Origin of the sequence: Cupriavidus neocaledonicus, from assembly GCF_000372525.1 — a bacterium.
GTDB classification, from domain to species: Bacteria; Pseudomonadota; Gammaproteobacteria; order Burkholderiales; family Burkholderiaceae; genus Cupriavidus; species Cupriavidus neocaledonicus.
Window position 1 is genome coordinate 330,806 of sequence record NZ_AQUR01000106.1, and the last position, 21,497, is coordinate 352,302.

Annotated in this window: 18 protein-coding genes; 6 read left to right on the forward strand and 12 right to left on the reverse strand. The window is 70.2% G+C overall.

Annotated features, from left to right (window positions below):
- Positions 1–281: 281 nt before the first annotated feature.
- Positions 282–1,055, forward strand: a complete 774-nt coding sequence (locus A3AG_RS0127405; protein WP_018008482.1) for an SDR family NAD(P)-dependent oxidoreductase — start codon at positions 282–284, stop codon at positions 1,053–1,055.
- Here A3AG_RS0127405 and pdeM read toward each other — a convergent pair.
- The 8 genes from pdeM to A3AG_RS0127445 all read right to left on the reverse strand — a co-directional run bounded on the left by pdeM (position 1,040) and on the right by A3AG_RS0127445 (position 12,724).
- Positions 1,040–1,747 carry a ligase-associated DNA damage response endonuclease PdeM gene (pdeM, locus tag A3AG_RS0127410; protein ID WP_018008483.1) on the reverse strand — a complete coding sequence of 236 codons (708 nt, stop codon included), beginning with the start codon at positions 1,745–1,747 and terminating at the stop codon, positions 1,040–1,042. The two genes, A3AG_RS0127405 and pdeM, sit on opposite strands and share 16 nt — an antisense overlap.
- On the reverse strand, positions 1,744–4,461 hold the full coding sequence (locus tag A3AG_RS0127415; protein WP_018008484.1) for a ligase-associated DNA damage response DEXH box helicase: 2,718 nt from the start codon (positions 4,459–4,461) through the stop codon (positions 1,744–1,746). The genes pdeM and A3AG_RS0127415 overlap by 4 nt, the downstream gene beginning before the upstream one ends.
- Positions 4,458–6,131: an ATP-dependent DNA ligase gene (locus A3AG_RS0127420; RefSeq protein ID WP_018008485.1), complete on the reverse strand. Its 1,674-nt coding sequence runs from the start codon at positions 6,129–6,131 to the stop codon at positions 4,458–4,460. The genes A3AG_RS0127415 and A3AG_RS0127420 overlap by 4 nt, the downstream gene beginning before the upstream one ends.
- A complete protein-coding gene (locus A3AG_RS0127425; RefSeq protein WP_240619977.1) occupies positions 6,128–7,231 on the reverse strand; it encodes a ligase-associated DNA damage response exonuclease in 1,104 nt (367 codons plus the stop codon). The genes A3AG_RS0127420 and A3AG_RS0127425 overlap by 4 nt, the downstream gene beginning before the upstream one ends.
- 368 nt (positions 7,232–7,599) lie before the next feature.
- Positions 7,600–9,045, reverse strand: coding sequence for an NAD(P)/FAD-dependent oxidoreductase (locus A3AG_RS0127430; protein WP_012356403.1), 1,446 nt, complete (start codon positions 9,043–9,045; stop codon positions 7,600–7,602).
- A 16-nt stretch (positions 9,046–9,061) separates the two neighbouring features.
- The gene (locus A3AG_RS0127435; RefSeq protein WP_018008487.1) at positions 9,062–9,463 is read right to left on the reverse strand and encodes a nuclear transport factor 2 family protein; all 402 of its coding nucleotides are present in this window, start codon (positions 9,461–9,463) and stop codon (positions 9,062–9,064) included.
- A 141-nt stretch (positions 9,464–9,604) separates the two neighbouring features.
- Positions 9,605–11,167: a MocR-like pyridoxine biosynthesis transcription factor PdxR gene (pdxR, locus tag A3AG_RS0127440; RefSeq protein ID WP_018008488.1), complete on the reverse strand. Its 1,563-nt coding sequence runs from the start codon at positions 11,165–11,167 to the stop codon at positions 9,605–9,607.
- A 120-nt stretch (positions 11,168–11,287) separates the two neighbouring features.
- Positions 11,288–12,724, reverse strand: coding sequence for an amino acid permease (locus A3AG_RS0127445; RefSeq protein ID WP_018008489.1), 1,437 nt, complete (start codon positions 12,722–12,724; stop codon positions 11,288–11,290).
- Positions 12,725–13,060: 336 nt separating this feature from the next.
- On the opposite strand from A3AG_RS0127445, the gene A3AG_RS0127450 reads away from it, so the two are divergent.
- From A3AG_RS0127450 to A3AG_RS0127460, 3 genes are read left to right on the forward strand one after another with little or no spacing between them, the layout of a single operon-like run.
- Positions 13,061–13,909 (forward strand): IclR family transcriptional regulator, encoded by an 849-nt coding sequence (locus tag A3AG_RS0127450; RefSeq protein WP_026164515.1) that lies wholly within the window; start codon positions 13,061–13,063, stop codon positions 13,907–13,909.
- A gap of 49 nt (positions 13,910–13,958) precedes the next feature.
- Positions 13,959–14,975: an AAA family ATPase gene (locus tag A3AG_RS0127455; RefSeq protein ID WP_026164516.1), complete on the forward strand. Its 1,017-nt coding sequence runs from the start codon at positions 13,959–13,961 to the stop codon at positions 14,973–14,975.
- Positions 14,972–16,693, forward strand: coding sequence for a cobaltochelatase CobT-related protein (locus A3AG_RS0127460; protein ID WP_018008492.1), 1,722 nt, complete (start codon positions 14,972–14,974; stop codon positions 16,691–16,693). Before A3AG_RS0127455 ends, A3AG_RS0127460 begins: the two co-directional genes overlap by 4 nt.
- Positions 16,694–16,706: 13 nt before the next feature.
- Here the strand turns inward: A3AG_RS0127460 and A3AG_RS0127465 are convergent, their stop codons facing one another.
- The 4 genes from A3AG_RS0127465 to A3AG_RS0127480 form a co-directional block, all read right to left on the reverse strand.
- On the reverse strand, positions 16,707–17,036 hold the full coding sequence (locus A3AG_RS0127465) for a 2Fe-2S iron-sulfur cluster-binding protein (RefSeq protein WP_018008493.1): 330 nt from the start codon (positions 17,034–17,036) through the stop codon (positions 16,707–16,709).
- 33 nt (positions 17,037–17,069) lie between these two features.
- A complete protein-coding gene (locus tag A3AG_RS0127470) occupies positions 17,070–17,387 on the reverse strand; it encodes a hypothetical protein (RefSeq protein WP_018008494.1) in 318 nt (105 codons plus the stop codon).
- Between the two features lies 1 nt (position 17,388).
- A complete protein-coding gene (locus tag A3AG_RS0127475) occupies positions 17,389–17,724 on the reverse strand; it encodes a 2Fe-2S iron-sulfur cluster-binding protein (protein WP_018008495.1) in 336 nt (111 codons plus the stop codon).
- A gap of 62 nt (positions 17,725–17,786) precedes the next feature.
- The gene (locus A3AG_RS0127480; protein ID WP_018008496.1) at positions 17,787–19,325 is read right to left on the reverse strand and encodes a hypothetical protein; all 1,539 of its coding nucleotides are present in this window, start codon (positions 19,323–19,325) and stop codon (positions 17,787–17,789) included.
- A 429-nt stretch (positions 19,326–19,754) separates the two neighbouring features.
- On the opposite strand from A3AG_RS0127480, the gene A3AG_RS0127485 reads away from it, so the two are divergent.
- Both A3AG_RS0127485 and A3AG_RS0127490 read left to right on the forward strand, forming a co-directional pair.
- Positions 19,755–20,450, forward strand: a complete 696-nt coding sequence (locus A3AG_RS0127485; RefSeq protein WP_035849821.1) for a sulfite exporter TauE/SafE family protein — start codon at positions 19,755–19,757, stop codon at positions 20,448–20,450.
- Positions 20,451–20,510: 60 nt separating this feature from the next.
- Complete coding sequence (locus A3AG_RS0127490; protein ID WP_018008498.1) at positions 20,511–21,470, forward strand: ornithine cyclodeaminase family protein; 960 nt, start codon at positions 20,511–20,513, stop codon at positions 21,468–21,470.
- Positions 21,471–21,497: the final 27 nt, after the last annotated feature.

Here is a 21,497-nt window from a genome sequence, read left to right on the forward strand (position 1 = left end):
CTCAGCTTCTTCGGCTTGCGCTAGGCCACATCGCGTAGCGTACCGCGCGGCGCCAGCGGCTCGCTCGCCGGCGCATGCGCGTACCGCGGGCATCGCCCGATGCCCTTGCTGCAGTGCGGCGTGGCGGCGCCACGCCCGCTTCTTCGTTTCCCCGTTTCACGCTGATCCGTCTGTTTCCCTTCCGGTCGCGCGATTTCATCCGATCCGACGACGAGCTTTGGCGTCGGTCCTGCCCAGAATGTCGGGCCAAGACAGCGACCAACCCATCCGAGGAGACAGACATGAGCAAGCATCCGTTCGACCTGACCGGCAAGGTGGCACTGGTGACCGGCGGCAATGGTGGCATCGGCCTCGGCATTGCCGAAGGGCTGGCCGCAGCCGGTGCCGATATCGCGATCTGGGGCACCAGCGCGGGCAAGAACGCCGCCGCGGCGGACCGGCTGGGACGGCACGGGCGCAAGGTGCATACGGAGCTTTGCGACGTGGGCGACGAGCAGGCGGTCGACGCCGCGATGGCGCGCACGGTGGCGGCGCTGGGACGCATCGACGGCTGCTTTGCCAACGCCGGCGTCGGCAGCGGCAGCAAGGCAGCGTTCGACCAGATTGCCACCGAGGCCTGGCGGCGGACCTTGCGCGTCAACCTGGACGGCACCTTCTTCACGCTGCGCGCGGCGGTGCGGCAGATGCTGGCGCAGGGCGAGGGCGGCGTGCTGTGCAGCACGGCCTCGGTCGCCGCCATCGAGGGCGCGCCGCGCGCCGAGCACTATGCCGCCACCAAGGGCGGCGTGATCTCGATGATGCGCGGGCTCGCGGTCGAGTATGCGCGCAAGGGCATCCGCGCCCATTCGATCCTGCCGGGCTGGATCAAGACCGAGATGACCAGCGCGGCGCAGGGCAACGATGCCTTCCAGGAGATGGTGCACAAGCGCGTGCCGATGCGCCGCTGGGGCGAGGGCAGCGACTTTGCCGGCATCGCGGTCTACCTGATGAGCCCGGCGTCGGCCTACCACACCGGCGATACCTTCGTCATCGACGGCGGCTATACCCTGTTCTGACGCGCTGGCGCTGCCGGCCACACCCTGCCGCCGCCGACGACATAGGCGCGCTCACCGGCTTGCGGGCGCACCGTGGCATGGCCGGTGAAGGCGCCGAAGGCGGGCAGGATGGCGCCGCGCGGCCCGAACAGGAAGCAGGGCAGGCGCAGGCTGTCGGCGCCGCTGCCGCGCAGCCGGCAGGCCGGGTGCAGGTGGCCCGCCAGCACATAGCCCAGCGGCGAAGTCCCTGGCATATGGCACAGCGCGAACGGGCCCGCCACCGCGGGCTCGGACACTACCGCGATGCCGAGTGAGGCGGGCGGGTCGCCCGCGCGCGCGTCATGGTTGCCGCGCACCAGCGTGCAGCGCAACGGCGCCGGCAGGTCCTGGCGCCAGTCGTACAACGCCTGCAGCACCGCCGGCGTGCGCGAGGCGCGCGCGTGCAGGAAGTCGCCGAGGAACACCAGTTCATCGACGGGCAGCTGCCGTACCAGCCGGGTCAGCACGGACAGGTTGTCGCCGGTGGTGCCGTGCGGCACCGGCTGCCCCAGCGCACGGAACGCCGCAGCCTTGCCGAAATGCACGTCCGCCACCATCAGCATGCCGGCCGCCGGCCACCACAGCGCGTGTTCCGGCAGCAGCCACAGGGTTTCGCCGGCGGCCGGCACGGCCAGTGCGCCGCCCTGCTGCAAGGTGCGGGTGTCGGGCGTCATAGCAGCGGCAATGGCCTGGACGGCTTGCGCGGCCGACGCGGCCGGCGCGGTGTTCTGGCGGACGGCCCGGCATGGTCGGCCATGCCGAAGCGCGCGGCCTCGGCCACGGCATCGGCCGTTGCTTCGGCCGGCATGCCGGCGGCTTCGCCCGGTTCGGGTCCGGCCGCCAGCTCCAGGTCGGCCAGCATCCGGGCGATGCGGTCGGCGAGCTTTTCGGTGCTGAGCTTCTCGCGCAGGAACTCCACCACCAGCGGGAACGACAGCGGCGTGGGTCGCTTCAGCGCGTGCAGGTCCAGCTTCAGCGCCGACAGCCGCTCCAGCGTCGCGGCGAGGCGGTGGGCGTCCAGCTCCTGCATCAGCACTTCGCGTTCGGCCTGGCCCAGCAGCAGGTTGCCGGGATCGTGCTTGCGGAAGACCTCGTAGAACAGGCTGGACGACGCCTGCAGCTGGCGCGCGCTCCTGGGCGCGCCCGGGTAGCCCTGGAAGATCAGCCCGGCGATGCGCGCAATCTCGCGGAACCGCCGCAACGACAGCTCGCCCGCGTTGAGGCTGCCCAGCACGTCGGCGGCCAGGTCACGCCGGCGCTCGTCGGCCAATACCTGCGGCAGCCAGCGGGCCCAGTCCACCGGCGCCGATGCCAGCAGTTCCAGCCCGTAGTCGTTGACCGCGACCGAGAACGTGGCCGGCACCTGCTGCCCCAGCCGCCATGCCAGCAGGCTGCCCAGGCCAAGGTGCACCGAGCGGCCGGCGAACGGATAGAGGAACAGGTGCCAGCCCTCGCGCGAATGCAGCGACTCGGCCAGCAGGGTATGGCGCGAGGGCAGCGCGGACCATTGCGCCTGCAGGTCCACCAGCGGCTGGATCAGCGGCAGCTCGGGGGTGTCGCGCGGATCCAGCCGGCCCGCCGCGGCGGCGGCGAGCGTGTCGATCACGGCCTCGGCCAGCTCGGTCGACATCGGCATCTTGCCGCCGTTCCAGCGCGGCACCACCGGGCGCCGGCCGGTCGCGAGGCGCACGAAGGCGGTCATCTCCTGCACCCGCACCAGTTCCAGCAGCCGGCCGCCGAACAGGAAGCAGTCGCCGGGCGCTAGCCGCGCGATAAAGCCTTCTTCGACCGAGCCCAGCGAGGCGCCGCCACTGCCCGCGCGGCTCCAGTAGCGCACCTGCATGGTGGCATCGCTGACGATGGTGCCCACGCTCATGCGATGGCGCCGCGCCAGCCCCGCGTCCGGCACGCGCCAGACGCCTGCGTCGTCGGGCACCGCGCGGCGGAAATCGGGGTACGCCGACAGCGTGGCGCCGCCCTGGCGCACGAAATCCAGGCACCACTGCCATTCCTCGTCGGTCAGGCCGCGGTAGGCCCAGGCGGAGCGCACCTCGGCCAGCAGCGCTTCGGGCCGGAAGCCGCCGCCCAGCGCCACCGTCACCAGGTGCTGCACCAGCACGTCGAGAGGTTTGTCGGGCGACTCGCGCGCCTCGATCCGTCCCGCCCGCACCGCATGCCGCGCGGCCACCGCCTCGACCAGTTCCAGGCTGTGCGTGGGCACCACCGTCACGCGCGAGGCGCGGCCCGGCGCATGACCGGAGCGCCCGGCGCGCTGCAGCAGGCGCGCCACCCCCTTGGGCGAGCCTACCTGCAGCACGCGCTCCACCGGCAGGAAGTCGACGCCAAGGTCCAGGCTGGAGGTGCACACCACCGCGCGCAATGCGCCGTTCTTCAGGTTCAGCTCGACCCATTCGCGCACCGCGCGATCGAGCGAGCCGTGGTGCAGCGCGATCTCGCCCGCCCAGTCAGGCCGCGCGTCGAGCAATGCCTGGTACCACAGCTCGGCCTGCGAGCGCGTATTGAGGAATACCAGCGTGGTGCCGCCGTGCGCCAGTTCTTCGACCACGTGCGGCAGCATCGACAGGCCCAGGTGGCCGGCAAACGGGAAGCGGCTGGCGCTGTCGGGCAGCAGCGTGTCGATCAGCAGCGTCTTGGGGGTATGGCCGTGCACCAGCACGCGCCGCTCGCCGGGCACGCCGCTCAGCAGCACGTCGGCCGCGTGCGGCAGGTTGCCGAGCGTGGCCGACAGCCCCCACACCATCAGCGCGGGCTGCCACTGCCGCAGCCGCGCCAGCGCCAGCTGCACCTGCACGCCGCGCTTGTTGCCGAGCAGCTCGTGCCATTCGTCGACCACCACCATGCGCACGCGCCGCAGCGTGTCGTGGGCGTCGGCGCGGGTCAGCATCAGCGTCAGGCTTTCGGGCGTGGTCACCAGTGCGGTCGGCAGGCGCCGCTGCTGCGCCGCGCGCTCGGCGCTGCCGGTGTCGCCGGTGCGCAGCGCGACGGTCCAGTCGAGCGCGAGCTCGGCCAGCGGCGCCTGCAGCGCGCGCGTGGTGTCGGCCGCCAGCGCGCGCATCGGCGTCAGCCACAGCACGGTCAGCGGCGGCGCCGGCTTGTCGTGCGACGGGGCCGTGCGCGGCGTGGCGAATGCCATCAGCGCGCCCAGCCATGCCGCATAGGTCTTGCCGGTGCCGGTGGTGGCATGCAGCAGCCCGCTCTGGCCGCGCGCGATCGCGGTCCAGACTTCGCGCTGGAAGGCGAAGGGCTGCCAGCCGCGCGCGTCGAACAGCGCCTGCATGCCCTGGGCCACAGTCAATGGTGGCGGCGAGGACGGGGCCGGGTCGATAACTGGGGCCACCTGTTGGCGTGCGGCGCGCGGCGGGTTCATGCCGCATCCTCCCGCGGCGCGCTGGTGGCCGGCAACATCGCTTCGAGCGTGGCCAGCGTGTCGGCCTCGTCGATCGGCTTGTCGGTGCGCCAGCGCAGCATGCGCGGGAAGCGCACCGCGATGCCGCTCTTGTGGCGGCCGCTGCGGGCAATGCCTTCGAAGCCGAGCTCGAACACCTGGGTCGGCTCGACGCTGCGCACCGGGCCGAACTTCTCGACCGTGGTGCGGCGCACGATGGCGTCGACCGCGCGCATCTCGGCATCGGTGAGCCCGGAATAGGCCTTGGCAAAGGGCACCAGCGCGCGGCCCGGCGTGCCGGGCGGAGCGTTCCAGACCGCGAAGGTGAAATCGGTATAGAGGCTGGCGCGGCGGCCGTGGCCGCGCTGCGCGTAGACCAGCACGGCATCGACCGAGTACGGGTCGATCTTCCATTTCCACCAGACCCCGACATCCTTGGTGCGGCCCGCGCCATAGGCCGCGCCGGCGGCTTTCAGCATAAAGCCCTCAACGCCCAGTTCGCGCGACGCGTCGCGCAGGCGGGCATAGTGTTCCCAGCTGTCGGCCTCGACCAGCGGACTCAGTTCCAGCGCGGGGTGGACATGGGCCGCCACCACCTGTTCCAGCTGCGCGCGGCGCTCGGCTTGCGGGCGGGTGCGCCAGTCCTCGCCCTGCCATTCGAGCAGGTCGTACGCCATCAGGATGGCGGGCGCCTCGCGCAGCAGCCTGGCGCTGAGCGTCTTGCGGCCGATGCGCTGCTGCAGCAGCGCAAACGGCTGCACCCGTGCCTGCTGCCAGATCACGATCTCGCCATCGAGCACGGTGCCGTCCGGCAACGTCGCGGCGGCCTGCTGCAGTTCGGGGAAGCGTTCGGTGATCAGTTCTTCGCCGCGCGACCACAGCCAGGTCTGGCCGCCGCGCCGCACCAGCTGGGCGCGGATGCCGTCCCACTTCCACTCGACCAGCCACGCGCCGGGCGCGCCCAGCACGGTGTCGAACTGCTCGGCCGGGGCCTGCAGCGGGTGGGCCAGGAAGAACGGATACGGCTGGCCGCCGGCGCGCAGCGCGCGATCGTCTTCGTCCTCGGGCGCCAGCAGGGCCAGCAAGCGTGCCGCGTCGGGCCGCGCCGACAGGTCGGTGTAGCCGACCATGCGCTCGGCCACGCGCTTGGGGTCGATGCCGGCCACCTCGCCCAGCGCGCGCGTCACCAGCAGCCGCGACACGCCCACGCGGAAGGCGCCGGTGATCAGCTTGAACAGCACCAGCCGGCCATGCGCATCGAGCGGGCGCCACAGCGCGTCCAGGCGCGGCATCAGCGCTTCCGGCGGCAGCCCGCGCAGCGGCAGCAGCCGCTGCTCGACCCATTCGGCCAGGCCGGCGTGGTCGGCATCGCGCGGGTCCGGCAGCAGCAGCGCGATGGTCTCGGCGAGATCGCCGACCGCCTGGTAGCTCTCCTCGAACAGCCAGTCGGGCAGGTCGGCGGCCTGCCGTGCGAGGTCGCGCAGCAGCGATACCGGCACGATCTGACGCGGCTTGCCGCCGGCGAGGAAATAGACGGCCCAGGCAGCATCCGCGGGCGGCGCGACGCGCAGGTATTCGACCAGCGCGGCCAGCCGCGCCTTGGTCGACGTGGTGCCGTCGAGCGCGGCGTAGAGGTCGGCAAAGGCCTTCATGGCGCGGCCTGTTCCTGGGCCGCTTCGGCGGACACCGCCGGGTCCGGGCGCGCGGCTTCATCGTCGTCGCCGTACTCGGTGTCGAAGGCCTGTGCCTGCCAGCCGCGCTCGCCCAGATAGCGCACCATCACCGGCACGTTGCCGTGGGTCACGATGATGCGGGCCGCGCCGGTGGCGCTGATCGCGTGCAGCAGCCCGGGCCAGTCGGCATGGTCGGACAGCGCAAAGCCGCGGTCGACGCCGCGCCGCCGGCGCGTGCCGCGCAGCTGCATCCAGCCGCTGGCGAAGGCGTCCGACGCATCGCCGAAACGCCGCAGCCACGGCGAGCGCTGCGCCGACGGCGGCGCCACCACCAGCGCCTGGCGCAGCAGCGGGCTGCGTGCCGGCAATTCCGAGACCAGTGCCGTCGGCGGCAGCGCGACGCCGGCCCCGGCATAGGCGGCGTTGAGTTGCGTGAGCGCGCCATGCACGATCACCGGGCCGGGCATGCCATCGGCGCCCGCATGCCGCAGCAGGCCGTGCAGGATGCGCTGCGCCTTGCCGAAGGTATAGGCATAGACGATGCTGGCGCGCCCGGCGCGGGCATTGGCCTGCCACCAGTCGAAGATTTCGTCCATCAGCGTCGCCTGCGGCGGCCAGCGGTAGATCGGCAGGCCGAACGTGCTTTCGGTGATGAAGGTGTCGCAGGGCACCGGCTCGAACGGGTCGCAGGTGCCGTCGGCCTCCAGCTTGTAGTCGCCGGAGGCCACCCAGACCTGTCCGCCGTGCTCCAGCCGCACCTGCGCGGAGCCCAGCACGTGCCCGGCCGGATGCAGGCTCAGCGTGACGCCGTGGTGGGTGATGCGTTCGCCGTAGCGCAGGGTATCGAGTTGGATGCCGGGCAACCGCGCCAGCAGCACGCCGCGGCCGGGCGCGGTGCACAGGTAGTGCGCATGGCCGAAGCGGGCGTGGTCGGAGTGGGCGTGCGTGATGACGGCGCGCTCGACCGGGCGCCACGGATCGATGTAGAAATCGCCGGGCGGGCAATAGAGGCCTTCCGGCCGGGCGACGATCAGGTCGCCGGGGCGGGGGGAATCGGGTAGCGGCCGGGTCGGGTCCAAGCGTGCCTCCTGATGCACTGCGGCCGGCGCGCGGCACGCGATGCTCCCGCGGTGGGAGACCTGGGCATCATACTGCGCGGCGGTGCCGCGTGTGGAGGCGGTGGGGGCTGGTTCGGGTGTCGGTGGGGGTCTGACAAGCGGCAGGCTGCAGAGACTGCGCTTCGGCGCAACCGCGCTGACGGTTTGCGCCCCTCTCCCGCGCGCGGGAGAGGGGCCGGGCGAGAGGACGGGCGCTGGCAATAGCGACGGGGGTACTTCGTGGAGGCTTCGGCCCTCTCCCCCAACCCCTCTGCCGCCGGGCGGGAGAGGGGAGCGATCACGCTGGACGGTGGCAAACGCAGTCGCGCTCGGCAAGCAGCGCCGCACCTTCAGAACACGTCGTCCTTCCAGTGATACCAGTGATACAGCACTCGCTGCCCCAGCCTCCGGAACGGCGCGAACATCTGCGATTCCACCATCTCGCGCACATTCGGGAACGGCAGCGGCGAGCGGAAGATCGGCAGTTCCGGCAGCGCCGACGACTTGCCGGCGATCAGCGCGGCCAGGCGCTTGCCGGCCTGGGCGGAATACATCACGCCGTTGCCGCCGTAGCCCATGGCGTAGTAGATCGACTGGGCCGGGTCGGGCTGGGTGATGCGCGGCATCATGTCGTGGCTGACGTCGACCCAGCCCCACCAGGAATAGTCGATCTGGATGCCCTGCAGCGCGGGGAATTTGCGGTGCATGTCGGCGATCAGCTTCTGCTTGTACTGGTCCTGCGGCGCGTCGTTGCCGGTGATGGCGCTGCGGCTGCCGATCTGCAGGCGGCCGTCGGGCATCAGCCGGTAGTAGTGGCGCAGGATGCGGGTGTCGGTAATGACCTGCGTGGTGCGGAAGTTGCACGCGGCCAGTTCGTCGGCGGTGAGCGGGCGCGTGACGATGGAGTTCGACAGGATCGGGAACAGCCGGTTCTTCAGCTCGCGGTGCAGCGACTGCGAGGTGTAGCCGCCGGTGGCCACGCCCACGGCGCGGGCGCGCACGATGCCGCCCGGCGTGCGCAGGTAGTGCACGCCATTGCGCGTTTCCCAGCCGGTCACGGGGCTGGACGGATGCACCTTCGCGCCGAGCGCGCGCGCGCGGCGCAGGTAGCCGAAGGCGAGCTTGCCGGCATGGATGCCGATGCCCTCGGGCTCGTGCATGGCGCCCGCGGCTTCCTTGTCGTCGACGTATTCGCGCCGCACGGTGTCGGCGTCGAGGATGCGCGCGTCGTAGTTGAACACCTCGCGCAGGATCTTTGCTTCCTTCTCCAATGCGGGCATGACCTTGTCGCGGTGCGCGATATACAGGTGGCCGCCGGGCTGCGGATCGCAGTCGATGTCCTTGATCAGCCCCTTGAAGGTCTCCATGCCGTCGCAGACCTCCTGGTGCAGCCGCAGCGCGGTATCGAGCCCGTAGCGCTGGATCCACTGCGAGCGCTTGAGCCGCCCCGAAGCGCATTGCGCCTGGCCGCCGTTGCGTGTGCTGCAGCCCCAGCTGACGCGGTTGGCCTCGAGCACGGTGGCCTTGATGCCGTATTCCTGCGCCAGGAAGATGGCGCAGGTCAGGCCGGTGAAGCCCGAGCCGATGATGGCCACGTCGACGTCGATGTCGTGCGTGATCGGGCCGTCGTCGGCGGGCGGCTCGCCGGCGGTGCCGATCCAGTAGGTGGGCGCGTATTCCCGGCCATGGCCGGGCGTGGGCGTGTGCAGGGGGTCGTAGGCGGGGTCGTACGGCCGGGTCGGGGCGGTCGACTGCTCGCCGGCCAGGAGGCTGCTGCGGGGAGCTACGGCTTGCATGGCGCGTCTCCTCGCTTCAGGCTGCGGCCACCACCGGCGGGCGGTCCTTGCGGTAGGCGTTCTTCACCGCGATCTTGCCGCCGCGGAAGGTGAACACGTCGACCATGCGCGCCTCGATGCGGGCGCCGTCGGCGCGGGTGCCGCGGAAAGTCGATTCGCTGACGCCGCGGTCGCCGACGACGAAGTGGTCGCCATCGACCCATTGCGCATCGGGGAAGGTCTGCCAGGCCAGCTGGAAGCCTTCGCGCACCGCCTCGCGGCCGACGAAGCTGCGGCCCAGCAGGTCGGGGCCGGCCACGCCGTGGAACACGCAGTCGTCGGCCATGCAGGCCATCAGCGCATCGATGTCGTGGCGGTTCCAGGCGTCGTTGAAGGCTTGCAGCAGTTCGATGCCGGCGGCGGTGTTGTCCTTGGACATGGCTTGGTCTCCGTGAGTGTTGTCTGCCGGTCCGTGGGGAACCGGCCATGACTCGAGCATAGGGAAACCGGCCGCGGCGCTGTAGCGCCAGTTCGGGACTATCGCTTGGGCCAGCCACGCCAGCGCGGCCGGCAGTCCCGCTCAGGCGGCAGGGCGGGCCCGGCAAGTGACGGCGGCGGGGGGCGCTGCACTGCCGGCGGTGGCCTGCAGTTCACGCGCGACGGCGGCCAGCACGCGGATGCCGGGCTCGATGCGGTCCAGCGAGATCGACGAGTAGCCCAGCCTGAAGCCGTTGCGCGGCGCGGGCTCGGCCATGAAGAAGACGCTGCCGGGTTCGATCAGCACGCCCTGCAGTTCCGCCAGCCGCGCCAGCGCATCGGCGTCAAGCCACGACGGCCCTTCGATCCAGCAGGAGGCGCCGCCGGCGATCGGCACCGCGTGGAAATCCGGCATATGCGTGGCCAGCGCCGCCAGCAGCGCTTCGGCGCGCTCGCGGTGCGCAGCGGCCAGCCGGCGCAGGTGCGCATCATAGTGGCCGAGCGACAGGAACAGCGAAAACGCGCGCTGGATATACGCCGACGGGTGCCGCAGCATCAGCCGGCGCGCGCCGCGCAGCTCCGCGATCAGCGCCGCCGGACCGACGACGTAGCCGATGCGCAGCCCCGGCGCCAGGCTCTTGGACAGGCTGCCGACGTAGATCACGCGGTTGCTGCGGTCCAGGCTCTTGAGCGTGGGCGTGGGATCGCCCTCGAAGCGGCTCTCGGCCTCGTAGTCGTCCTCGATCAGCACGAAGTCCGCTTCCTCGGCCTGGCGCAGCAGCGCCTGGCGCCGCGCCAGCGGCATGGTGACGGTGGTCGGGCACTGGTGGCCGGGGGTGACGTAGACATAATCGCAGGCGCGCTGCGCATCGGACAGCGTCAGGCCCCCGTCATCGACCGGCAACGGCACCAGGTTCGAAGTGTGCGAGCCGAAGATATTGCGCGCGTCCGGATAGCCGGGGTCTTCGATGCCGACCGGCGTGTCGGGGCTGACCAGCAGGTCGGCCAGCAGGTACAGCGCCTGCTGCGCGCCCACGGTGATCACGATCTCGTCGGTGCCGGCCCAGACCCCGCGGCGCGGCAGCACGCGGGTGCGGATCTGCTGCACCAGCGACTCGTCGTCGCGCAGGATCATGTCCTGGGCCCAGTCGTGGATGTCGAGCACGCTCAGCGCCTTCAGGCAGCATTCGCGCCAGTCCGCGGTGGGGAACAGCGCCAGGTCGTACTGGCCGTAGATAAAGGGGTAGGGATAGTCGCGCCAGTTGGCGCGCTTGACGATATTGCGCTGCTGCGTCGGACGGAACACGAAGCGCCGTTCCCAGTCGGGCTCGCCCGCGCGCGCCGGCACCGGCTCGCCGCGCAGCGAGGCGACGCCGCTGACGCGGCTGCCGAGGATCCCGGGGTTGACGAAGTAGCCGCTGCGCTCGCGCGCGACCAGGTAGCCCTCGTCGACCAGTTGCTGGTAGGCCAGCACCACCGTGTTGCGCGCTACCCGCAGCTGCGCCGACAGCTCCCGGCTGCTGGGCAGTGGCTCGCCTTGGGGCAGCTGCTCGTCGAGGATGGCCGAGACCAGCATCTGCCGGATCTTGCCCTGCAGGCTCAGGCCCGAGTGCACATGCTGCTGGAACAGCTGCGACCAGAGGGTGGTGGGAGACTTCAGGCTCATGGGGCAGGGGGCGTTTGCCGAATGGCGAAGCGCGCCAGCATACCGCACCGGCGCGCCCCGTCAGTCATGGTTGGATTGCTTGTGGCGTCTCGGCGCCAGTCATCTTGGCTTGCGCGCGCCTCAGTACTTGCGCAGGTCGCGGCGCGGCAGTTCCGCCAGAGGCACTACCGGATCCACGCCACGCCGAAACAGTTGCCGCGCGGCGTAGGCCACCAGCAGCAGCGCCAGGCTTACCACGCCCAGCGCCAGGGGCGTGCGCTGGTCGGGAATGAAGGCCATCGCCACCACGATGCCGAGCATGCCGAGGATCGCCACATAGGTGAGGTACGGGTAGCACCACATGCGCACGCGCAGCTGGCCCGGCGCCTCGCGTTCCAGCCGCGAACGCAGGCGCAGCTGCGAGATCGCGATCAGGATGTAGACGAAGATCGCCACCGTGCCGTACGAATTCACCAGGAAGGCGAACACCGTTTCGGGCGAGACATAGGACATCACCACCGCGCCGTAGCCGAACAGCGTCGCCACCAGGATCGCGCGCACCGGCACGCCGTTGCGGCTGACGCGGGCCAGCGACTGCGGCGCGTCGCCACGGCGGGTCAGCGCAAACAGCATGCGCGACGACGCGTACAGGCCCGAGTTGAGCGCCGACAGCACCGCGGTCAGCACGATCGCGTTCATGATCTGCGCGGCCGCCGGCACGCCCATTACGTTCAGCGCGCTGACATACGGGGTGGCGATGCTGGTGGAGTTCCACGGCACCAGGCACACCACCAGCAGGATCGAACCGACATAGAACACCAGCACGCGCGTGATCACCGAGCTGGTGGCCTTGGCCACGGCCTTCTGCGGCTCGGCGGTCTCGGCCGCGGCGATGGTGACGATCTCGGCGCCGAAGTAGAAGCCGGTCGCCGCCACCGCGCCGGTCAGCACCGGCACGATGCCGTTGGGCATGAAGCCGCCGTTGGCGGTCAGGTTGGCCACCTCCATGCCGTGCGATCCGGGGGCCAGGCCCAGCACGTAGACGCCGGCAACGAACAGGAACACCATGATCGCCGCGACCTTGATCGAGGCGAACCAGAACTCGAACTCGCCGAAGGACTTGACCGATACCAGGTTGGTCAGCGTCAGCATCACCAGCAGCACCAGGCTGATGATCCAGTTGGGCACGTCCGGCAGCCAGTAGCGCACCAGGTCCGCGCCCGCCACCGCTTCCAGCGCCACCACGATGACCCAGAAGTACCAGTACATCCAGCCGGTCAGGAAGCCGGCCAGGTTGCCGACCGCCGGGCGATCGCGCCAGGCTTCGCGTGCATACTCGTAGAAACCGCCGCCGCCGGGCATGGCGCAGGCCATCTCGCCCAGCATGCGCATCACCAGTACCACCAGCAGGCCGGTGATTAGGAAGGAAAGGACCGCGGCCGGGCCGGCCGACTTGATGACGACGCCGCTGCCGACGAAGAGCCCCGCGCCGATCACGCCACCGAGCGCGATCATGGTCATGTGGCGTTGCTTGAGGCCGTGGGATAGTCCGTTGCCGGACGGTGATTGTTGGATCATGTTGTGTCTCCTGTGCTGCGCTTGCTGTCGCTACTGCATTGCAGCCAGTCCAGCGTTTAAGGCAGGCGCCACGGCTTCTCTTCGGTATAGGCGGCAGGGCAGTAAATGCCAGCCTGGGCCGTGGTCGTTCAGTATTTGCAATCCCCGGGGAGAGGGTGGCCTATCCGTACATGTCGACTTGTCTCCGGTGTTTGCTTAAAAAAATGGAACCAGAAGTTCCAAAAAATTATCGTTTAACCGGAATGTAGGCCCTCTAAGCGGGAAGGTCAACCAGAAGTTTCGATAATTGATATGATTTGACTCTGAAAATGAAACTTACCTATGATGGAGCCAGGCATGAACGATATGCGCCTCGCCAAAAGTGAAGCCAGGCCGGACGGAGACACGCCGGCGCTGCGCTTGTTCGGCCTGCTCGAGGTCATCGCGGAGAAGGACCAGTCCTTCAACCTGCAGGCGCTGGTGGAAGAAACCGGCCTGCCCAAGCCCACGCTGCATCGCATGCTGCAGCAGCTCGAGGCAGCCGGACTGATCCAGCGCAATGGCGACGGGCGGCAATACGGAACCGGCCTGCGGCTGCGCCGGCTGGCGGAGAACCTGTTGCTCAACAGCACCTCGCACGGGGCGCGCCACATGGTGCTGCGCCGCCTGGTGGAAGAGGTGGGCGAGAGCTGCAACCTGACCGCGTTCTCCGGCGGCGAGGTGCTGTACCTGGATCGCGTCGAGACCGCGGCGCCGCTGCGCTTCTACCTGCATCCGGGGTCGCGCGTGCCGGCGCACTGCTCGGCCACCGGCAAGCTGTTCCTGGCGCAGCTGGCGCCGGCGCAGCGGCAGCGGCTGCTGGCCAACGTGGAGCTGGAGCGCTACACGCAGAACACGCTGACCGACCATGCGCAGCTGGAGGCGGAACTGGAGCGCGTCAAGCGCGACGGCTACGCGATGGACGACGAGGAATTCCTGCCGGGGCTTGTCTGCATCGGCGTGCTGGTGCCGGCGGCCGACGGCGGCAAGTCCAACCTGGGGCTGGCGCTGCAGGCCCCGGTCATGCGCGTGCCACGCGACAAGGCGGTGCAGCTGCTGCCCGCGCTGCAGCGGGCGGCCGCGGCGCTGGCGGCGATCGAGGCCGACAGCGCGGGCAGCTGGCAGGGCGGCGCCGAGGCCACGGACGCCGCGGAAGAGGACGAATAGCAGGCACGGCGTTACGCGGAACCGCTCCGCTCGCCGCCGTGCCGATGGCATCGGGGCAAGCAACGAGGAGCATGAAGTGACGCAAGAGCAGTTTGGCAAGCCGGACCGGATGATTCCGGTGCGCAGCGTGTTCGGCATCGATTCCGGCCTGATGGTGCCGGCTTTCAGCCAGCGCGACGACCACGTGCCGGAGATCGATCCGGCCTACCGCTTCCAGCCCGAGGTGACGCTGGCGATCCTGTCGGGCTTCATGCGCGACCGGCGCGTGATGGTGCAGGGCCTGCACGGCAGCGGCAAGTCGACCCATATCGAGCAGGTGGCCGCGCGGCTGAACTGGCCCTGCGTGCGCGTCAACCTGGATGGCCACATCAGCCGGCTCGACCTGGTCGGCAAGGACGCCATCGTGGTGCGCGACGGCCGCCAGGTCACCGAGTTCCAGGAAGGCATCGTGCCGTGGGCGCTGCAGCGTCCGGTGGCGCTGATCTTTGACGAATATGACGCGGGCCGGCCCGACGTGATGTTCGTGATCCAGCGCATCCTGGAGCGCGACGGGAAGTTCACGCTGCTGGACCAGAACCGCGTGATCCGCCCCCATCCGTCGTTCCGTCTCTTTGCCACCTCCAACACCGTGGGGCTCGGCAACGTCAACGGGCTCTATCACGGCACGCAGCTGCTCAACCACGCGCAGATCGACCGCTGGAACGTGGTGGCGACGCTGGACTACCTGCCGCACGACGAAGAGGCCGGCATCGTGCTGGCGCGCGTGCCCGAGCTGGATGACGCCGACGGGCGCGCGCTGGTCGACGCCATGGTGGCGCTGGCCGGGCTGACCCGGCGCGGCTTTGCCGCGGGCGACGTGTCGGCGCTGATGTCGCCGCGCACCGTAATCAGCTGGGCCGAGAACTGCCAGATCTTCCGCGACCCCGCGCTCGCGTTCCGGCTGACCTTCCTGAACAAGTGCGACGAGGCCGAACGCCCGGTGGTGGCCGAGTACTACCAGCGTTGCTTCGGCCACCTGCCGGGGGAGGCCGCCGGCGTCAGCGCGGCGGCGGAGCCCGCGCGATGAATGCGGCGGCGCTCGCCCGGCAGCTGCGCCGGCGCCAGCGGCAGGATGAGCTGTCCGGCGCGGCGGTGCGCGCGCTCACCGGCGATGCGGCGCTGCATTTCCGCGACGGCCAGCTGTGGCGCGCGCTGCGCCCGGTGCCGCAGCATGCGCCGCACCTGCGCACCGACCCTGATACCGACACCGCCGCGTGCCTGCGCGGTGCCGCCGATGGCGCCGCGCTGCGCCACGCGCATTCCGACGCCGCGCTGCATCGGCGGCTGTGCCCGGCCGATGCGGTCGAGCGCCTGGTGTTCGAGCTGCTCGAGCAGCTGCGCTGCGAGACCCGCCTGCCGCGCGGCATGGCCGGCGTCGAGGCCAACCTGCGCCATCGCTTCCTGGCGTGGTCGTGCGCCTTCCATCGTTCCGGGCTGACGGACGGGCATCTGGGCATCCTGCTCTATACCGTGGCGCAGGTGGCGTGGTCGCGGCTGACGGGCGAGCCCGTGCTCGAAGAAACTGAAGACCTGATCGAGGCCACGCGCGCCGCCATCGTGCCGATGCTGGGCAGCCAGCTGGCAGGGCTGCGCGCGCAACGCCATGACCAGGCCGCGTTTGCAACGCACGCGCTGGCGCTGGCGCACGCGGTGGCGCAGATGATCCGCACCGAAGCGCCCGGGGCCGGCGAAGACGACGATCATGCCGTCTCCGCCGCGCGCGCCGGGTTTGCGCTGTGGCTCGACTTCGACGAACCGCCCGCCGAGAACTTCGCCGTGGCCGACAGCGGCCACAGCCGCGTGCTTGCCGACGCCACCGACGGCTACTGCGTCTACACCACCCGCTACGACCGCGAAGTGCGCGCCGCCACGCTGGTGCGCCGGGCCTTGCTGGACGAATACCGCACGCGGCTGGACGCACGCATCGCGCGCGCGGGCGTGAACATCGCCCGGCTGTCGCGCCGGCTGCGCGCCGCGCTGTCGCAGCCGCGCGTGGACGGCTGGTCCTTCGGCGAAGAAAGCGGCCGCATCGACGGCCGCCGCCTGGCGCAGCTGGTCAGTTCGCCCGCCGAGCGCCGGCTGTTCCGCCAGGAAGCGCACCAGGCCCATGCCGATTGCGTGGTCGGCTTCCTGGTTGACTGTTCCGGTTCGATGAAGGCGCAGGCCGAGCCGCTGACCCTGCTGATCGACATGCTCACCCGCGCGCTCGATCAGGCCGGCGTCGCCACCGAGGTGCTCGGCTTTACCACCAACGCGTGGAACGGTGGCCGCGCGCGCAGCGACTGGCTTGCGCGGGGCCGCCCGCGGCACCCGGGCCGGCTCAATGAAACCTGCCACATGGTGTTCAAGGACGCGCAGCGCAGCTGGCGGCGCGCGCGCACCGACATCATGGCGTTGCTGAAGGCCGACCTGTTCCGCGAAGGCGTCGACGGCGAAGCGGTCGAATGGGCCTGCGCGCGCCTGCATGCCAGCGGCAAGGCGCGCCGCATCCTGCTGGTGGTGTCCGACGGCAGCCCGATGGATACCGCGACCGGGCAGGCCAACGACGCCTGCTTCCTGGACAACCACCTGAAGGCCGTGGTGGCGCGGCACGAGGCGCTGCGGGATGTGGAAATACTGGGGCTGGGGGTCGGGCTGGACCTGAGCCCGTATTACCGGCACACGCTCGCACTGGACCTGTCGCAGCCGGTGGACATGGCGATGCTGGAAGAGGTCGCGGGGCTGGTGGGGGCGAGGCGGCGCTAGCCGCACCGCCCGCCTATGCGCCGCTGGCGGCGGCCGCTTGTGTCCCCCCGGCCAGTGTCTTCGGCTGCCACGAGACCGCGATATCGCCGGCCATGAAGGTCTGGCATGCCAGCCGGAAGCCATCGGCCAGCTCGGCTTCGGTCAGCAGTTTCCTTTCCTTGGGCTTGACCGCATCGGTATGCTCGCGGCCTTGCTCGATGCGGCACTTGCAGGTGCCGCACAGGCCGCCGCCGCATTTGAACGGGATGCCGCCCTGTTCGCGCAGCGACACGCGCAGCAGGTTGCTGTTGGCGGGTGCGCTGACGGTCTTGCCGTGGTTGGTGAGGAAGGTGATCTGGATCATGGCGATGGATGCCTGGCGGGCAGGCGTAAGGCTTCAGGAGCGGCCATCCGCGGCAACCGGCACGGCTACGAGGGCGATGTCCATGCTGCCGAAGCTGGCCAGCTGGCGCAGCGCGTCGCGCGCGGCTTCGAGCGTGGCGTACTTGTCGAGGAAACGGGTCGAGACCAGGTTGACGATGCCGGGCGGCGCTTCCTCCCGTATGCGGACCCTGGTATCGGCGGCCAGCTCGGCGATGACGAAGCGCGCGGTGGGCTTGCCGTAGAAGACATAGTCGTACGCCTCGACGGCGGTCATGCCGTCGGTGGGCTCGGTACGGAACTGGCCGGGGCGGCTGGTCAGCAGCACGAACATGTCAGGCCCCCGCGCTTGCCCCGGCCAGCGCGGCAGCGGCCGGCACATCGTCCTGGGCCAGTTCGATGTCATGTTGGAGCCACAGCTGGCAGGCCAGCCGGTAGCCCTGTTCGAGCCGTTCTCCAAGCTGCTTCTTTTCCTTCCAGTTGGGCGGCGGCAGGTGCTCGGCGCCGGCGATCACGCGGCACGCGCACTTCGCGCATTTGCCCATGCCGCATTCATAGCGCAGGTTGGGGTAGGGGAACTGCCGGATGCCGGCGCGGACCACCAGGTTGGTGCCGGGGCCGACCTCGTCGGTAAAGGTCTGGCCGAACTTGTGCAGGATGACTTTTGGCATCGTTGGTGTGGGCAGGGATCACGAAAACAGGTCAGGGAAAATCGTCGCGGTGCTGCGTCCGCCTACGACCACAACACCATCGCGGCCACGGTGGAGCAGCCCAGCCCGATCAGCACCGGGATCAGCAGCGCGCGCACCGCTTCGAGCACCGGCACGCGGGCAAAGCCGGCCACCGCGATCAGCGACGACCATGCCACCAGCGTGCCGCCGCCGGTCCAGACCGCGCCCATCTGGCCGACCGCCGCCAGCGTGGCGGGGTCGAAGCCGACCACCGGACCCAGTGCGCCGGCCAGCGTGCCGGTCAGCGGCAGGCCGGCGAAGCCGGAGCCGTCGATGCCGGTGATCATGCCGACCAGCAGCACGCCGAAGGCGACCAGCATGTGGTTGTCCGGGATCAGGTGCTGGTAGGCCTGGATCAGTTCGAACAGCAGGCTGGGCGCCTTGCCCGGCGGCAGGCCCAGGATGTGCGCCGCGGTCTCGCCGGCGCCGACGAAGAAGAAGCCCGCGATCGGCAGCACCGATCCCATCGCCTTGAAGGCGAAGACGAAGCCGTCGGTGATGTGCTCCGGGCAAACGTCCAGCATCCGGCGCGGGCCTTCCGCGGCCAGCGTCGCCAGCATCATCAGCACCGCGGCGACCCCGCCCACCAGCGCGGCGGCATCACCGCCCTTCAGATCCTGCACGCCGGTACCCAGTTTGGGCAGCACCATCACGGCGACCACGGCGAGGAAGGCCAGCGGCGTCACGATGGCGAAGCACTTGGACCACTTCACCCGCCGCAGTGCGACCATCGACAGGCTGGCTTCGATATTGCTGTCGGTGGCGAGCGGTTCGGCGTGGGCGGTGCCCCTGGCGATCTCGGCCTTGTCGAAGGTGATGCCGCCATCGATGGCTTCGGCGCTGCCGCCCGCGCGTGCCTGCCAGCGGTCGAGCAGCGTGCCGCAGGCCGGCACGATGTGCTTGCGCATCGACAGGTAGGCCAGGCACAGCGCAATGCCGCCGGTGATCAGCGACAGCGCCAGCGCGCGGTCGGCCACCACCGCGGCGCTGACCGCCGCGCCGGCGGCCTTGGCGCTGATGCCGGGCGCGACGCCGATCACATAGTCCGACGACAGCGCCATGCCTTGTCCGGCGATGGCAATCGCCATCGCGCCCGCCAGCGGCGGCAGCCCGGCCGCGATCGCGGCCGGCAGCAGGATCGCAGATACCAGCGGCACCGCCGGCGTCGGCCAGAAGAACAGCGAGATCACGTAGGTGATGCCGGCCAGGATAAAGAAAGCCGAATGCCCGTTCTTCATCACCACGCGGAAGGGCTCGACCATGCGGATATCCGAGCGCAGCGTCTTGAGCGCGTTGAGCAGCGCCGTCATGAAGGCGATCACCAGGAAGATGTTGAACAGCTCGCGCGCGGCAACCAGGCTGGCCGAGAACACCCCGGCCAGCGCCGACACCGGGCTGCCGGTCAGCGCAAACACGACCAGAGCGGTGCCGACGATCGACGGGACCACGACATTGGCGCGCAGGATCATCGTCAGCACGATGACTGCTACCCCTGACAGATAGATCCAGTGCGCGGCACCGATCACGACTTGTTGTGACATGAAGGACTCCCTGGGGGCGGAGAGGTTTGGAGGCGGTTCCGTCGGACTGCTTAGGTCCGTGTCGGTATACTATATTCCAGTGTTATCTGGCGCCAAGCGATTTTTCATAAGGATTAATGCGGATGCCGGATCGGTGCAGTCAGGCGGGAAGCCGCACATTTATTGGGATTGCCGGCTGCCGCGTGGCATATGATGGTGCATCGCCTTTCCTGGCAAGTTGCCGATGCCGATATCGATATGTAGACTGTATACCGTTAGATCTCGATGGACGGCCGCGATGCGTGCAAGATGGACAGGCGCACGGACATTGTCCGGGGATGTTTCCCGCCGTTCCGCCGCCATGCTTTTCGCGCCTCCATGACCAACGCCATTTCCGCCGCCTTGCTGACGCTGCTGCCTCCCGGCCTTTCCGCTCCGGACTACCTGTCGATGGGGGTGCTCGTGCTGACCGGTGCCTGCCTGCAGGGCGTGGGCGGGATCGGCTTTGCCATGCTGTGCGCGCCGCTCGGCGCGATCTTTTTCCCGGAACTGGTGCCGGGGCCGCTGCTGGCGATGGGTTGCTGCCTGTCGTTGATGGGCGCGCTGCGCGAGCGCGAAGCCATCGTCTGGCCCGTGGCCGGCTTTGCCCTGGTGGGGCGGGCAGTCGGCGGCGCGGTGGCGGTGCTGACCATCGCCTGGCTGGCGCCTGGGCCGCTGTCGATGCTGTTCTCGCTGTCGATCCTGGCCGCGGTGGCGCTGAGCCTGCTCGGCTGGCGCCTGTTGCCCGGCCCGCGCAACGTGGTGATCGCCGGCACGCTGTCCGGCTTCATGGGGACCATCACCTCGGCCGGCGCGCCGCCGTTCGCGCTGGTCATGCAACACATGGCGCCGGCGCCTATGCGCGCGACCATGGGCTGCATCCTGTCGGGCGGCGCCGTGCTGTCGCTGGCCATGCTGAGCCTGGCCGGGCGCTTCGGCATGCCGCAATTGTTGCTGGCGCTGGCGCTCGCGCCGTTCCTGCTGGCCGGCTTCGCGCTGTCGAACCGGCTGCGCGGGCGCGTTTCCGCCCACGCCGTGCGCCGCTTGCTGCTGGGCCTGTGCGCGGCCGGGGCGCTGGGCGTGCTGGGCCGCGCCGCGCTCGCCTGAGGCGGCGCCCCTTCGAGCGGAATGGCTGACCTCTCCTATCCCCCAACCACCGGAGTTTCCATGCAGCACATCACTGACGCCATGATCGATGCCCATGTCACCCCGGACGCGGCCCTCGCGGTCATGGCGTCCGCGTTTTCCAGCTTCGGGCGGGGCGATGCCGCGATGCAGGCGCGCATTCGCACCGAGGCCGGCGGCGTCAAGCTGTCGACACTGGGCGCGGTGATCCCGCAGCAGGGCGTGGCCGGGGCCAAGGTCTACACCACCATCAACGGCCAGTTTTCCTTCGTCATCCTGATCTTCTCCACCGACGACGGCCGCCCGCTGGCTTCGTTCGACGCCGGCGCCATCACGCGGCTGCGCACCGCCGCCTGCACCACGCTGGCGGCGCAGCGGCTGGCCCGCGCCGGCGCGCGCACGCTGGCCCTGTTCGGTGCCGGCACGCAGGGCACGCAGCACGCGCGCCAGCTCAGCGCCGCGCTCGGGCTTGGGCGCATCCTGGTGTCCGATCCACACGCCGACGCCGGCATGCCGCAACGGCTGTCGGCGCAGTGCGGCATTCCGGTGGCGCTGGCCGAGCCCGATGCCGCGGTGGCCGAGGCCGACATCATCGTCACCGCCTCGCGCGCGACCACGCCGCTGTTCTCCGGTGCGGCCATCCGACCAGGCGCGTTCGTCGCCGCGATCGGCTCCAGCCTGCCCCACACGCGCGAGCTGGACGACCACGCGCTGCGCCGCGCCGCCGCCGTGGTGGTGGAGTGGCGGGCGCAATCGACCCGCGAGGCTGGCGATATCGTGCTGGCCGGTCCCGGCGCGCTGCCGCCGGAAAAGATCGTCGAACTGGCCGACGTGGTGCTCGGCAAGGTGTCGCCGCGGCAGCGCGATGACGACATCGTGATCTACAAGTCGGTCGGCGTCGGGCTGGAAGACGTTGCGCTCGCGGGCTACGCGTGGTCGCGTATCGCGGGCGGGGCAAGCGCAGCGCGGGCTGATTCTCGTCGCTTCAATTCTCTCGGGTAAACACTGACGTGGATGAGTCAACAGAGA

Coding starts and splice junctions, on each gene's coding strand:
- A3AG_RS0127485 (WP_035849821.1), top strand. CDS start 19,755: ATGGGGGTGCTCGTGCTGACCGGTGCCTGCCTGCAGGGCGTGGGCGGG.
- A3AG_RS0127430 (WP_012356403.1), bottom strand. CDS start 9,045: ATGCAAGCCGTAGCTCCCCGCAGCAGCCTCCTGGCCGGCGAGCAGTCG.
- A3AG_RS0127480 (WP_018008496.1), bottom strand. CDS start 19,325: ATGTCACAACAAGTCGTGATCGGTGCCGCGCACTGGATCTATCTGTCA.
- pdeM (WP_018008483.1), bottom strand. CDS start 1,747: ATGACGCCCGACACCCGCACCTTGCAGCAGGGCGGCGCACTGGCCGTG.
- A3AG_RS0127450 (WP_026164515.1), top strand. CDS start 13,061: ATGAACGATATGCGCCTCGCCAAAAGTGAAGCCAGGCCGGACGGAGAC.
- A3AG_RS0127475 (WP_018008495.1), bottom strand. CDS start 17,724: ATGCCAAAAGTCATCCTGCACAAGTTCGGCCAGACCTTTACCGACGAG.
- A3AG_RS0127415 (WP_018008484.1), bottom strand. CDS start 4,461: ATGAACCCGCCGCGCGCCGCACGCCAACAGGTGGCCCCAGTTATCGAC.
- A3AG_RS0127405 (WP_018008482.1), top strand. CDS start 282: ATGAGCAAGCATCCGTTCGACCTGACCGGCAAGGTGGCACTGGTGACC.
- A3AG_RS0127490 (WP_018008498.1), top strand. CDS start 20,511: ATGCAGCACATCACTGACGCCATGATCGATGCCCATGTCACCCCGGAC.
- pdxR (WP_018008488.1), bottom strand. CDS start 11,167: ATGAGCCTGAAGTCTCCCACCACCCTCTGGTCGCAGCTGTTCCAGCAG.
- A3AG_RS0127460 (WP_018008492.1), top strand. CDS start 14,972: ATGAATGCGGCGGCGCTCGCCCGGCAGCTGCGCCGGCGCCAGCGGCAG.
- A3AG_RS0127435 (WP_018008487.1), bottom strand. CDS start 9,463: ATGTCCAAGGACAACACCGCCGCCGGCATCGAACTGCTGCAAGCCTTC.
- A3AG_RS0127465 (WP_018008493.1), bottom strand. CDS start 17,036: ATGATCCAGATCACCTTCCTCACCAACCACGGCAAGACCGTCAGCGCA.
- A3AG_RS0127470 (WP_018008494.1), bottom strand. CDS start 17,387: ATGTTCGTGCTGCTGACCAGCCGCCCCGGCCAGTTCCGTACCGAGCCC.
- A3AG_RS0127420 (WP_018008485.1), bottom strand. CDS start 6,131: ATGAAGGCCTTTGCCGACCTCTACGCCGCGCTCGACGGCACCACGTCG.
- A3AG_RS0127445 (WP_018008489.1), bottom strand. CDS start 12,724: ATGATCCAACAATCACCGTCCGGCAACGGACTATCCCACGGCCTCAAG.